The 13,103-nt window shown below is 62.1% G+C and carries 9 protein-coding genes; 8 read left to right on the plus strand and 1 reads right to left on the minus strand.

What is annotated here, in order from left to right:
• Nucleotides 1-64 precede the first annotated feature (64 nt).
• On the plus strand, nt 65-4,930 hold the full coding sequence (locus tag MFF34_RS13625) for an NAD-glutamate dehydrogenase (RefSeq protein ID WP_238214619.1): 4,866 nt from the start codon (nt 65-67) through the stop codon (nt 4,928-4,930).
• Between the two features lie 86 nt (nt 4,931-5,016).
• On the opposite strand, the gene MFF34_RS13630 is transcribed toward MFF34_RS13625, so the two are convergent.
• Nucleotides 5,017-5,835, minus strand: coding sequence for a pyruvate, water dikinase regulatory protein (locus tag MFF34_RS13630; protein WP_027596678.1), 819 nt, complete (start codon nt 5,833-5,835; stop codon nt 5,017-5,019).
• Nucleotides 5,836-6,012: 177 nt separating this feature from the next.
• Here MFF34_RS13630 and ppsA point away from each other — a divergent pair, with 177 nt between their 5' ends.
• From ppsA to sigX, 7 genes are all read left to right on the plus strand, one after another.
• Entirely contained in the window at nt 6,013-8,388 is a 2,376-nt protein-coding gene (ppsA, locus tag MFF34_RS13635) for a phosphoenolpyruvate synthase (RefSeq protein WP_238214622.1), read from the plus strand.
• Between the two features lie 102 nt (nt 8,389-8,490).
• Nucleotides 8,491-9,483, plus strand: a complete 993-nt coding sequence (locus MFF34_RS13640) for an alpha/beta fold hydrolase (RefSeq protein WP_374707400.1) — start codon at nt 8,491-8,493, stop codon at nt 9,481-9,483.
• Between the two features lie 214 nt (nt 9,484-9,697).
• Nucleotides 9,698-10,189, plus strand: coding sequence for a ribonuclease E activity regulator RraA (gene rraA / locus MFF34_RS13645; protein ID WP_027596675.1), 492 nt, complete (start codon nt 9,698-9,700; stop codon nt 10,187-10,189).
• Between the two features lie 27 nt (nt 10,190-10,216).
• Complete coding sequence (locus tag MFF34_RS13650) at nt 10,217-11,212, plus strand: zinc transporter ZntB (RefSeq protein ID WP_027596674.1); 996 nt, start codon at nt 10,217-10,219, stop codon at nt 11,210-11,212.
• A gap of 73 nt (nt 11,213-11,285) precedes the next feature.
• The gene (locus MFF34_RS13655; protein ID WP_027596673.1) at nt 11,286-11,549 is read left to right on the plus strand and encodes a hypothetical protein; all 264 of its coding nucleotides are present in this window, start codon (nt 11,286-11,288) and stop codon (nt 11,547-11,549) included.
• Nucleotides 11,550-11,551: 2 nt separating this feature from the next.
• Nucleotides 11,552-12,376, plus strand: coding sequence for a mechanosensitive ion channel domain-containing protein (locus MFF34_RS13660; RefSeq protein WP_027596672.1), 825 nt, complete (start codon nt 11,552-11,554; stop codon nt 12,374-12,376).
• A 113-nt stretch (nt 12,377-12,489) separates the two neighbouring features.
• Nucleotides 12,490-13,056 carry an RNA polymerase sigma factor SigX gene (gene sigX, locus MFF34_RS13665; RefSeq protein ID WP_033694384.1) on the plus strand — a complete coding sequence of 189 codons (567 nt, stop codon included), beginning with the start codon at nt 12,490-12,492 and terminating at the stop codon, nt 13,054-13,056.
• The last annotated feature ends 47 nt before the right edge of the window (nt 13,057-13,103 follow it).

The raw sequence follows: 13,103 nt of genomic DNA on the forward strand, positions 1-13,103 counted from the left end.
GATCCGTACACGGCGCACGCGAGCGACGCTTCAATTATTACAAAGCCCAAGCGGAGTACCACAGATGGCGTTTTTCACCGCAGCCAGCAAGGCCGACTTCCAGCATCAACTGCAAGCGGCTCTGGCGCAGCACATCAGCGAACAGGCACTGCCACAAGTGGCGCTGTTCGCCGAACAGTTCTTCGGCATCATCTCTATGGACGAACTCACCCAGCGCAGGCTTTCCGACCTGGCTGGCTGTACCCTTTCTGCCTGGCGCATCATCGAGCGCTTCGACGCCGAACAACCTCAAGTGCGGGTGTACAACCCTGATTACGAACGCAACGGCTGGCAATCGACCCACACCGTGGTCGAGGTGCTGCACCATGATTTACCCTTCCTGGTCGACTCGGTGCGCACCGAGCTCAACCGCCGGGGCTACAGCATCCACACCCTGCAAACCACGGTACTGAGCGTACGCCGCGGTGCCAAAGGCGAGTTGCTGGAACTGCTGCCCAAGGGTACCCACGGTGAAGGCGTGCGCCATGAGTCGCTGATGTACCTGGAGATCGACCGCTGCGCCAACGCCGCCGAACTGACGGTGCTGGCCCGTGAAATCGAACAAGTGCTGGCCGAAGTGCGGGTAGCGGTCGCCGATTTCGAACCGATGAAGGCCAAGCTGCGCGAAGTCGTGGCGCTGGTGGAACAGACCGCGTTTGGCCCGGCGCAGCATGACAAAGGCGAGGTGAAGGCGTTTCTCGAGTGGCTGCTGGACAACCATTTCACCTTCCTCGGCTACGAAGAATTCACCGTCCAGGGCGGCAGCGATGGCGGCCAGATGGTCTACGACGAACAATCGTTCCTTGGCCTGCCTCGTCGCCTGCGCGTGGGGCTGACGCCTGAAGAGCTGCGTATCGAAGACTACGCCGTAGCCTACCTCAACGAGCCGCTGCTGCTGTCCTTCGCCAAGGCCGCGCTGCCCAGCCGCGTGCACCGCCCGGCCTACCCGGACTACGTGTCGATCCGCCAGCTGGACGCGGATGGCAAGGTGGTCAAGGAACACCGCTTCATGGGCTTGTACACCTCCTCGGTGTATGGCGAGAGCGTGCATGCCATCCCGTACATTCGGGTCAAGGTTGCCGAAGTCGAGCGCCGTTCTGGCTTCGACCCCAAGGCTCACCTGGGCAAGGAACTGGCCCAGGTGCTCGAAGTGCTGCCGCGCGACGACCTGTTCCAGACCCCGATCGACGAGCTGTTCAGCACGGTCATGGCCATCGTGCAGATCCAGGAGCGCAACAAGATTCGCGTGTTCCTGCGCAAAGACCCTTACGGCCGCTTCTGCTACTGCCTGGCCTACGTGCCGCGCGAGGTCTACTCCACCGAAGTGCGGCAGAAGATCCAGCAGGTGCTGATGGAGCGCCTCAAAGCGAGTGACTGCGAGTTCTGGACCTTCTTCTCCGAATCGGTGTTGGCGCGCGTGCAGCTGATTTTGCGGGTCGACCCGAAGAACCGCATCGACATCGACCCGCAGCAACTGGAAAACGAAGTGATCCAGGCCTGCCGCTCGTGGCAAGACGATTACTCGACCCTGGTGGTAGAAAACTTCGGCGAAGCCCAGGGCACCAACATCCTGGCCGACTTCCCCAAAGGTTTCCCGGCGGGCTACCGCGAGCGCTTCGCGGCGCACTCGGCCGTGGTCGACCTGCAGCATGTGCTGGGGCTGTCTGAAAGCAAGCCGCTGGCCATGAGCTTCTACCAGCCGCTGACCCAGGTCGGCGAGCGTACCCTGCATTGCAAGCTGTACCACGCCGACACCCCGCTGGCGCTGTCCGATGTCTTGCCGATTCTGGAAAACCTCGGTTTGCGCGTGCTTGGCGAGTTCCCGTATCGCCTGCGCCACGCCAATGGCCGTGAGTACTGGATCCATGACTTCGCCTTCACCTACAGCGAAGGCCTGAGCCTGGATATCCAGCAGCTCAACGACACCCTGCAGGACGCCTTCATCCACATCGTCCGCGGCGATGCCGAGAACGACGCTTTCAACCGCCTGGTGCTGACCGCCGGCCTGCCGTGGCGCGATGTGGCGCTGCTGCGTGCGTATGCCCGTTACCTCAAGCAGATCCGCCTGGGCTTCGACCTGGGCTACATCGCCAGCACCTTGAACAACCACACCGGCATCGCCCGCGAACTGACCCGGTTGTTCAAGACCCGCTTCTACCTGGCGCGCAAACTGACCCAAGACGACCTGGACGACAAGCAGCAGCGTCTGGAGCAGGCGATCTTGACGGCGCTGGACGATGTTCAGGTGCTCAACGAAGACCGCATCCTGCGTCGCTACCTGGACCTGATCAAGGCCACCCTGCGCACCAACTTCTACCAGCCCGATGCCAACGGCCAGAACAAGTCGTACTTCAGCTTCAAGTTCAACCCCAAGCTGATCCCAGAGCTGCCAAAGCCGGTACCCAAGTTCGAGATCTTCGTTTACTCGCCACGGGTCGAAGGCGTGCACCTGCGCTTTGGCAACGTCGCCCGTGGCGGCCTGCGCTGGTCGGACCGCGAGGAAGACTTCCGCACCGAGGTGCTCGGCCTGGTCAAGGCCCAGCAGGTGAAGAACTCGGTCATCGTGCCAGTCGGCGCCAAAGGCGGCTTCCTGCCGCGCCGCCTGCCCCTGGGCGGCAGCCGTGACGAGATCGCTGCCGAAGGCATTGCCTGCTACCGCATCTTCATTTCTGGCCTGCTCGACATCACCGACAACCTCAAGGACGGGGGCGTGGTGCCGCCGGCCAACGTGGTGCGGCACGATGAAGACGATCCGTACCTGGTAGTGGCCGCCGACAAAGGCACCGCGACGTTCTCGGACATCGCCAACGGCATCGCCATCGACTACGGCTTCTGGCTGGGCGACGCCTTTGCCTCGGGCGGCTCGGCCGGTTATGACCACAAAAAGATGGGCATCACTGCCCGTGGCGCCTGGGTGGGTGTGCAGCGCCACTTCCGCGAGCGCGGCATCAACGTGCAGGAAGACCCGATTACCGTGATCGGCGTCGGCGACATGGCCGGCGACGTGTTCGGCAATGGCTTGCTGATGTCCAACAAACTCAAGCTGGTGGCGGCGTTCAACCACTTGCACATCTTCATCGACCCGAACCCGGAGCCGGCCAACAGCTTCGCCGAGCGCAAGCGCCTGTTCGACCTGCCGCGTTCGGCCTGGAGCGACTACGACACCAGCATCATGTCCGAAGGCGGCGGGATCTTCCCGCGCAGTGCCAAGAGCATTGCCATCAGCCCGCAGATGAAAGAACGCTTTGCCATCGAAGCCGACCGCCTGACCCCGACCGAGCTGCTCAATGCACTGCTCAAGGCACCGGTCGACCTGCTGTGGAACGGCGGCATCGGCACTTACGTCAAGGCCAGCAGCGAGAGCCACGCCGATGTCGGCGACAAGGCCAACGATGCTCTGCGCGTCAACGGCAACGAGCTGCGCTGCAAGGTGGTGGGCGAGGGTGGCAACCTGGGCATGACCCAGCTTGGTCGGGTCGAGTTCGGCCTCAATGGCGGCGCGACCAACACCGACTTCATCGACAACGCCGGCGGCGTGGACTGCTCGGACCACGAGGTCAATATCAAGATCCTGCTCAATGAAGTGGTGCAGGGTGGCGACATGACCGAGAAGCAGCGTAACCAGTTGCTCGGCAGCATGACCGAAGAAGTCGGCGCGCTGGTGCTGGGCAACAACTATAAGCAGACCCAGGCGTTGTCCCTGGCGGCCCGCCGCGCCCGCGAGCGGATTGCCGAATACAAGCGCCTGATGGCGGACCTGGAAGGCCGTGGCAAGCTCGACCGTGCCATCGAGTTCCTGCCGTCCGAAGAGCAACTGGCCGAGCGCCTGGCCGCTGGCCAGGGCCTGACCCGTGCCGAGCTGTCGGTGCTGATCTCGTACAGCAAGATCGACCTCAAGGAGCAACTGCTGAAGTCGCTGGTGCCGGACGACGATTACCTGACCCGCGACATGGAGACCGCGTTCCCGCCGTCACTGGTCAGCAAGTTTGCCGAGTCCATGCGCCGTCATCGCCTGAAACGCGAGATCGTCAGCACCCAGATCGCCAACGATCTGGTCAACAACATGGGCATCACCTTCGTCCAGCGCCTGAAGGAATCGACCGGCATGAGCCCGGCCAACGTGGCGGGCGCCTATGTGATCGTGCGCGATATCTTCCACCTGCCGCACTGGTTCCGTCAGATCGAAGCGCTGGACTATCAGGTGCCGGCCGAAATCCAGCTGACCCTGATGGACGAGTTGATGCGTCTGGGCCGCCGTGCCACGCGCTGGTTCTTGCGCAGCCGCCGCAACGAGCAGGATGCTGGGCGTGACACCGCGCATTTCGGGCCGAAGATCGCGCAACTGGGGCTCAAGCTCGACGAACTGCTGGAAGGCCCGACCCGCGAGCGCTGGATGGTGCGCTACCAGGGCTTTGTCGACGCCGGTGTGCCGGAGCTGCTGGCGCGCATGGTGGCCGGTACCAGCCACCTGTACACCTTGTTGCCGATCATCGAGGCGGCAGACGTGACCGGCCATGACCCGGCGCAGGTGGCCAAGGCGTTCTTCGCCGTGGGCAGCTCGCTGGACCTGACCTGGTACCTGCAGGAGATCAGCAACCTGCCGGTGGAAAACAACTGGCAGGCCCTGGCCCGCGAGGCGTTCCGCGACGATATCGACCTGCAGCAGCGGGCGATCACCATTTCTGTGCTGCAGATGGTCGATGCACCGCAGGACATGGATGCCCGCGTGGCGCTGTGGGCCGAGCAACACCGGGTGATGGTCGAGCGCTGGCGCGCGATGCTGGATGACCTGCGCAATGCCACCGGGACTGACTATGCGATGTACGCGGTGGCCAACCGCGAGCTGGTCGACCTGGCCATGAGCGGGCAGGCGGTGGTGGTGCCGTCCTGATCGGTGGTCTGAAATGAAAAAGCCCCGGCAGCGATGCCGGGGCTTTTTTAGGGGGGCTNNTGCCCCGCGAAGAGGCCGCTGCAGGCTTACTTGAACCGCCGCTCCACGCCTTTCTCCACCAGAATCTTCGCCGAAATCTCTTCCACCGAAAAATGCGTGGAATTGATATTGGGAATGTTCTCCCGCCGGAACAGGCTCTCTACCTCGCGCACCTCGAACTCGCACTGGGCAAAGCTGGAATAGCGGCTGTTGGGCTTGCGCTCGTGGCGGATGGCCGTCAGGCGGTCCGGGTCGATGGTCAGGCCAAACAGCTTGCTGTGGTGTTTTTTCAGCACCGCCGGCAGTTGCAGGCGCTCCATGTCATCTTCGGTCAGCGGGTAGTTGGCCGCACGAATACCGAATTGCATGGCCATGTACAGGCAGGTCGGCGTCTTGCCGCAGCGCGAGACGCCGACCAGAATCAGGTCGGCCTTGTCGTAGTAGTGCGTGCGCGCGCCATCATCGTTGTCCAAGGCGAAGTTGACCGCCTCGATACGCTCCATGTAGTTGGAGTTGCCGCCAATCGAGTGGGATTTGCCGACGGAATACGACGAATGGGCGGTCAATTCTTGCTCGAGCGGGGATAAAAACGACGAAAAGATGTCGATCATGAAGCCATTCGAGGTCGCCAGGATCTCGCGGATGTCCTGATTGACGATGGTGTCGAAGATGATCGGGCGCACACCATCGCGCTCGGCGGCAGCGTTGATTTGCTGCACCATGGTGCGCGCTTTGTCTGGCGTATCGATGTAGGGACGGGTGAATTTGTTGAACGGAATGCTTTCGAATTGAGCGAGCAAGCTTTGCCCCAGGGTCTCGGCGGTGATGCCGGTGCCGTCGGAGATGAAGAACGCGGTTCTTTTCATTTGCACCCTGGGCCTTAAGCTGATGACGTTTCTTGGATATGATAAGTTCGGTTTGCCGAATGCGGCTGTCGGCATTCTCACTTATTTTCCAGGTACAGGCCACAAACGCCCGGCCAAGTCAAAGCAGACAGGCGGGCGCCTTTGAGCTTTTCCAACACAGTTAGTGGAGAGATCACCTTGGTAGAGTACGTAGTTTCCCTCGATAAGCTCGGCGTCCATGATGTGGAGCATGTGGGGGGCAAGAACGCATCCCTGGGCGAGATGATCAGCAACCTTGCGGGTGCTGGTGTATCGGTGCCGGGCGGCTTTGCCACTACGGCGCAGGCGTACCGCGATTTTCTCGAACAGAGTGGTCTCAACGACCGGATCCATGCCGCACTCGATGCGCTGGACGTGGATGACATCAACGCCCTGACCAAAACCGGCGCGCAGATTCGCCAGTGGGTCATGGAAGCTGAATTCCCGGCGCGTCTGGATGCGGAAATCCGTACGGCCTTCGCCGAAATGGCCGCTGGCAACGACAACATGGCCGTTGCCGTGCGCTCTTCGGCCACCGCCGAAGACCTGCCGGACGCCTCGTTTGCCGGTCAGCAAGAAACCTTCCTCAACATCCGCGGCGTCGACAACGTGATCCGCGCGGCCAAGGAAGTGTTCGCCTCGCTGTTCAACGACCGCGCCATTGCCTACCGCGTGCACCAGGGCTTCGACCACAAGCTGGTGGCCCTGTCGGCCGGCGTGCAGCGCATGGTCCGCTCCGAGACCGGCACCGCCGGCGTGATGTTCACCCTCGACACCGAGTCGGGCTTCCGCGACGTGGTGTTCATCACCGGCGCCTATGGCCTGGGTGAAACCGTCGTGCAGGGTGCGGTCAACCCTGATGAATTCTACGTGCACAAGCAAACCTTGCAGGCAGGCCGCCCGGCCATTCTGCGCCGCAACCTGGGCAGCAAGGCGATCAAGATGATCTACGGCGACGAGGCCAAGGCCGGTCGTTCGGTCAAGACCGTCGAAGTCGACCGCGCCGAACGCGCCCGCTTCTGCCTGAGCGACGCCGAAGTCAACGAACTGGCCAAGCAGGCCATTATCATCGAGCAGCACTATCAGCGCCCGATGGACATCGAGTGGGCCAAAGACGGTGACGACGGCAAGCTGTACATCGTTCAGGCCCGCCCTGAAACCGTAAAAAGCCGTTCCAGCGCCAATGTCATGGAACGCTACCTGCTCAAAGAGAAAGGCACCGTACTGGTCGAAGGCCGCGCCATCGGCCAGCGCATCGGCGCCGGCAAGGTCCGTGTGATCAACGACGTGTCGGAAATGGACAAGGTCCAGCCGGGCGACGTGCTGGTCTCCGACATGACCGACCCGGACTGGGAGCCGGTCATGAAGCGCGCCAGCGCCATTGTCACCAACCGTGGCGGGCGTACCTGCCACGCGGCGATCATTGCCCGTGAGCTGGGTATTCCGGCCGTTGTCGGTTGCGGCAACGCCACCCAACTGCTCAAGGACGGCCAGGGCGTGACGGTCTCCTGCGCCGAAGGCGATACCGGCTTCATCTTCGAAGGCGAGCTGGGCTTTGACATCAAGCAGAACTCGGTCGACGCCATGCCGGACCTGCCGTTCAAGATCATGATGAACGTCGGCAACCCGGACCGTGCCTTCGACTTCGCCCAGCTGCCCAACGCCGGTGTCGGCCTGGCGCGCCTGGAGTTCATCATCAACCGCATGATCGGCGTGCACCCCAAGGCGCTGCTGAACTATGCCGGCCTGCCGGCAGAGCTCAAGGACAGCGTCGACAAGCGCATCGCCGGTTACGACGACCCGGTCGGCTTCTATGTCGAGAAGCTGGTCGAAGGCATCAGCACCCTGGCGGCAGCCTTCTACCCGAAAAAGGTCATCGTGCGCCTGTCGGACTTCAAGTCCAACGAATACGCCAACCTGATCGGCGGCAAGCTGTACGAGCCGGAAGAAGAAAACCCGATGCTGGGCTTCCGTGGCGCTTCGCGTTACATCAGCGAATCGTTCCGTGACTGCTTCGAGCTCGAATGCCGCGCGCTTAAGCGCGTGCGCAACGAAATGGGCCTGACCAACGTCGAAATCATGGTGCCGTTCGTGCGCACCTTGGGCGAAGCCAGCCAGGTCATCGACCTGTTGGCCGAAAACGGCCTGGCCCGTGGCGACAATGGCCTGCGCGTCATCATGATGTGCGAGCTGCCGTCCAACGCGATTCTGGCCGAAGAGTTCCTGGAATACTTCGACGGCTTCTCGATCGGCTCCAACGACCTGACCCAGCTGACCCTGGGCCTGGACCGTGACTCGGGTATCATTGCGCACCTGTTCGACGAGCGTAACCCTGCCGTCAAGAAGCTGCTGGCCAACGCCATCCAGGCGTGCAACAAGGCCGGCAAGTACATCGGCATCTGCGGCCAGGGCCCATCGGACCACCCAGACCTGGCCAAATGGCTGATGGAGCAGGGCATCGAAAGCGTGTCGCTGAACCCGGACTCGGTGCTCGAGACCTGGTTCTTCCTGGCCGAGGGCCAGGGCGCAGCCTGATGCAGTGAATTGCGGGGGCGCGTCTGGCGCGCTCCCGCCTGGTTTTATCCAGGGCGAGTTCCAGTAATGGTTCCCGCCCTTTTTTGTGCACCAAGCAACCTTATGCATAGCAGCAGCACTTTATTTCCCGTGGCCTTGCTCAGCGCAGAGCGCCGAGGCGACTTGAGCGAGGACGTGTACCGGATCAAGGCTGGCAACAGCCCCGACCCGAGCGTCGAGCTGGCCGTGACCCGCCTTGGGTTGGCCGACCAGCCAGGCGCCCAGGGCGCACCGGTCATTCTCTTGCACGGCAGTTTCTCCAACCGCCGTTTCTGGTATTCGCCCAAAGGCATCGGCCTGGGCGCGTTTCTCGCCCGCGCAGGTTTTGATGTGTGGATCCCAGAAATGCGTGGCCATGGCCTGTCGCCGCGCAATCGCCAGTGGCAGCACAACCGTGTCGCCGACTATGCCCGCGATGACTTGCCCTTGATTGCTGCATTCGTTCAGGAGCAGGCCGGCCAGGCGCCGCACTGGGTTGGCCATTCCCTGGGCGGTACCACCCTGGCCGCCGCGCTGGGTGGCGGGTTTTTGCCGCCTGAGCAGGTCGCCAGCGCGGCGTTCTTCGGCACCCAGGTCAGCCGCGTGTACTGGCCCTTGAAAGTGCCGCCGGTGGTGTGGGGGGCGAAGTTTTTGCTCAAGCGCTGGCGGCAGATTCCGGGGCAGCGCTTAAAGCGTGGCCCCGAGGACGAGCCGATCGGCCTGGCCCTTGAAAGCATGCGCTGGCATGGCCTGTTCGGGCGTTTTGGCGACAAGGACAATGACTGGTGGGCTGGGCTTGCACGGGTCGATGTGCCGGTGCTGGCTGTGGCCGGCGCGGGCGACTTCCAGGACCCTGTATGGGCTTGCCGCAAGCTGTTCGAGCAGTTGGGCGGGGCGCGCAAGCAGTTTCTGCGGCTGGGGCGCGAGGAAGGCTTCGAGGCGTTCGGGCATGTCGACATGCTGGTCAGCAAGGCGGCCCAGGCTCAGGTCTGGCCGTTGGTGGAGCGCTGGTTGAGGGCCCCCTTGGTGCCCGTGCATGCTTCGATTGTGATGGCGGAGCCTGTGTTGGCCAGCTGATTCTTTGCGGCCTGTACTGGCCCTTTCGCGGGCAAGCCCGCTCCCACAGGATCACTGCAGCTCCTAGGCCAGTGGTATTCCTGTAGGAGCGGGCTTGCCCGCGAAAGGGCCGGTACAGGCACAAGCTGACCACTCAGTCCTGGATGACTGCGACAGCCTCTCCGGTGTAGCCTTGGCCCACACCCGCTTTCGTTGTGACTGACAGGAGCTTCCCATGCAGCATTACGTAACGCCCGACCTCTGCGACGCCTACCCGGACCTGGTCCAGGTGCTCGAACCCATGTTCAGCAACTTCGGCGGCCGCGATTCGTTCGGCGGCCAAATCGTCACCCTCAAATGCTTCGAAGACAACTCGCTGGTCAAGGAGCAGGTCGAACTCGACGGCAAGGGCAAGGTGCTGGTGGTCGACGGCGGCGGTTCGCTGCGCTGTGCGCTGCTGGGCGACATGCTGGCCGAGAAGGCTGCCAAAAATGGCTGGGAAGGCTTGGTGATCTACGGCTGCGTACGCGACGTGGACATCCTGATCCAGACCGACGTCGGCGTGCAGGCCCTGGCCAGCCACCCGAAGAAGAGCAACAAGCGCGGCATCGGCGAGCTCGACGTGCCAGTGACCTTCGCCGGCGTGACCTTCCGCTCGGGTGAATACGTATATGCCGACAACAATGGCGTGCTGGTCTCGCCAAGCCCGCTGAAAATGCCGGAGTGATGCGCCGCACGCGCTGATGGAGCTTTGATGTTCGAGGAAGACAACGCGCAGTGGGGGCTGGTGCATGCCCTGGTGCTCGATGGCAAAGGCGGCGCGCGCTCGATTGCCCGTACCGAACTGGACGACCTGCAACTGCACCCCCAGGAAAGCCTCTGGCTGCACTGGGACCGCAGCCACCCGCAAACCCGTACCTGGCTGCTGCGCGACAGCGGCCTTAGCGAGTTTGCCTGCGATTTGCTGCTGGAAGAAAACACCCGGCCGCGCTTGCTGCCACTGGTGGATGAACAGTTGTTGCTGTTTTTGCGCGGGGTCAACCTCAACCCAGGCGCCGAGCCTGAAGACATGGTTTCGGTGCGCATTTTCGCCGAGGCGCAGCGGGTCATCTCGCTACGCCTGCGGCCGCTGCGGGCCAGCGACGAGATTCTGCAGTTGCTCAGCGAGGGCAGGGGGCCGAAGTCGGCTTCCGAGTTGTTGCTGTTGATGGGAGAACTGCTGACCGAAAAGGTCCAGGGCCTGGTCAGCGACCTGTCCGAACTGGTCGATCTCGAAGAAGAAAAGGTCGAATCCGACGAACGGTACACCCCAGAGCAGGGCAGCCTGCAGCAGATCCGCCGTCGGGCCGCTGGCCTGCGGCGTTTTCTGGCGCCGCAGCGTGAAATCTACGCCCAGCTGTCACGCAGCAAGTGGAGCTGGTTTGCCGATGCCGATGCCGACTACTGGAACGAGTTGAACAACAGCCTGATCCGCTACCTCGAAGAGCTCGAGCTGACCCGCGAGCGGGCCGCGCTGGTGCTTGAGAGCGAGGACCGGCGCCGCAGCGAGCGGATGAACCGGACCATGTACCGCTTCGGCATCATCACCTGTATTTTCCTGCCCATGAGCTTCGTCACCGGGCTGCTCGGCATCAACGTCGGCGGTATTCCGGGGTCGAACAGCCCGTATGGGTTCCTGTTCGCCAGCCTGCTGGTGCTGGGCTTGGCAGTGGGGCAGTGGTGGCTGTTCCGGCGGTTGCGGTGGGTGTGAATGGCTATTGACCTGCACTGTGTGACCCATCGCTGTGCCATCTCGTCTCTTGCTGATACTGCGCGAGGTGCCCATGCACGATCCGTTTGAAGAATCCCTGCGCGACCTGCTCAAGGCGTCACCGTCCGGCCAGGACCGAGATGACGCCGCCTGCTTGGGTCGTGTGCTGAAAACCGCCAACCGCCAGGTCGGTGCGGGTGATCTGTTCAGCCTGCTTGGCCGTTGGAGCCAGGCGCTGCTGATTGCCGTCAACAATGGCTCGGCGCATGTTGCGCCCGTGCGTAGAAACTCTACCCGCAACGCTGCCAGCGGCAGCAAAGCAGATAAGGCCGATTGAATATGGAACTGGATCTCTGGACCCAAAGCCTGGTCACTGCCATGACGGCCCTTTGGACCAAGGTGGCGAACTTCATCCCTAACCTGTTCGGCGCGCTGGTGGTGGTGCTGCTCGGTTTCGTGGTGGCCAAGCTGCTCGATGCGCTGCTCTCCAAATTGCTCGCCAAGCTTGGCCTAGACCGCCTGATGGCCGGTACCGGGCTGACCAAGATGTTGAGCCGGGGTGGCATTCAGGTGCCGATATCGACCCTGATCGGCAAGATCGTCTACTGGTTCGTGTTGCTGATCTTCCTCGTTTCGGCCGCTGAATCGCTGGGCCTTGAGCGGGTGTCGGCGACCCTCGACATGCTCGCCCTGTACCTGCCTAAAGTGTTCGGCGCGGCGTTGGTGCTGCTGGCCGGCGTGCTGCTGGCGCAGGTGGCTAATGGCCTGGTGCGCGGTGCAGCCGAAGGCATTGGCCTTGAGTATTCCGCCGGTATTGGGCGTATCACCCAAGGCCTGGTGATCATCATCAGCATCTCGGTGGCCATCAGCCAGCTCGAGGTCAAGACCGATCTGCTGAACCACGTGATCGTCATCGGGCTGATTACCGTTGGTCTGGCCGTTGCCTTGGCCATGGGCCTCGGCAGCCGCGAAATCGCTGGGCAAATTCTGGCTGGCATTTATGTGCGCGAGCTGTACCAAGTCGGCCAGCAGGTGCGGATTGGAGAGGTCGAAGGGCATATCGAGGAAATCGGCACGGTGAAGACGACGCTGTTGACCGATGATGGCGAACTGGTGTCGCTGTCTAACCGCGTGTTGCTTGAGCAGCGTGTCAATAGCCGCTAACCGCACAAAAGCTGTTAATGTATGCCGCCGCGAAATCGACCCCACGGGGTCGAGCGGCGACATTGACCTGACTGTCGGCCAGATCCGTTTTGAATAAAGTTCATTCGCCGCCCATGCGTTATGACCCCCGCGAGCTCACCGACGAAGAGTTGGTGGCGCGTTCGCATGAGGAGCTGTACCACGTTACCCGCGCCTATGAGGAGCTCATGCGGCGCTACCAGCGGACCCTGTTCAACGTCTGTGCACGTTATTTGGGGAACGACCGGGATGCCGACGATGTCTGTCAGGAAGTGATGCTGAAAGTGCTGTACGGGCTGAAAAACTTCGAAGGTAAATCGAAGTTCAAAACCTGGCTCTACAGCATCACCTACAACGAGTGCATTACCCAGTACCGCAAGGAGCGACGCAAACGTCGGTTGATGGATGCCTTGAGTCTGGACCCTATTGAAGAGGCGTCCGAAGACAAGGCACCCAAACCCGAAGAAAAAGGCGGGCTGGACAAATGGCTCGTGCATGTGAACCCGATCGATCGGGAAATCCTGGTGCTGCGATTTGTCGCAGAGCTGGAATTTCAGGAAATCGCGGATATCATGCACATGGGCCTGAGCGCGACGAAAATGCGTTACAAGCGCGCGCTAGACAAGCTTCGAGAGAAATTTCACGGGCTGGATGAAACTTAAGCGCGTGCAATAATCTCTAACGAATCGGCGAGTTCTGCTAGACTAGC

Source organism: Pseudomonas sp. PAGU 2196 (assembly GCF_022179005.1).
Classification (GTDB): domain Bacteria; phylum Pseudomonadota; class Gammaproteobacteria; order Pseudomonadales; family Pseudomonadaceae; genus Aquipseudomonas; species Aquipseudomonas kermanshahensis.

What these genes read in the sequence shown, in the direction of transcription:
- MFF34_RS13625 (WP_238214619.1), top strand. Translation starts at nt 65, where the DNA reads ATGGCGTTTTTCACCGCAGCCAGCAAGGCCGACTTCCAGCATCAACTG.
- MFF34_RS13630 (WP_027596678.1), bottom strand. Translation starts at nt 5,835, where the DNA reads ATGAAAAGAACCGCGTTCTTCATCTCCGACGGCACCGGCATCACCGCC.
- MFF34_RS13640 (WP_374707400.1), top strand. Translation starts at nt 8,491, where the DNA reads ATGCATAGCAGCAGCACTTTATTTCCCGTGGCCTTGCTCAGCGCAGAG.
- rraA (WP_027596675.1), top strand. Translation starts at nt 9,698, where the DNA reads ATGCAGCATTACGTAACGCCCGACCTCTGCGACGCCTACCCGGACCTG.
- MFF34_RS13650 (WP_027596674.1), top strand. Translation starts at nt 10,217, where the DNA reads ATGTTCGAGGAAGACAACGCGCAGTGGGGGCTGGTGCATGCCCTGGTG.
- MFF34_RS13655 (WP_027596673.1), top strand. Translation starts at nt 11,286, where the DNA reads ATGCACGATCCGTTTGAAGAATCCCTGCGCGACCTGCTCAAGGCGTCA.
- MFF34_RS13660 (WP_027596672.1), top strand. Translation starts at nt 11,552, where the DNA reads ATGGAACTGGATCTCTGGACCCAAAGCCTGGTCACTGCCATGACGGCC.
- sigX (WP_033694384.1), top strand. Translation starts at nt 12,490, where the DNA reads ATGCGTTATGACCCCCGCGAGCTCACCGACGAAGAGTTGGTGGCGCGT.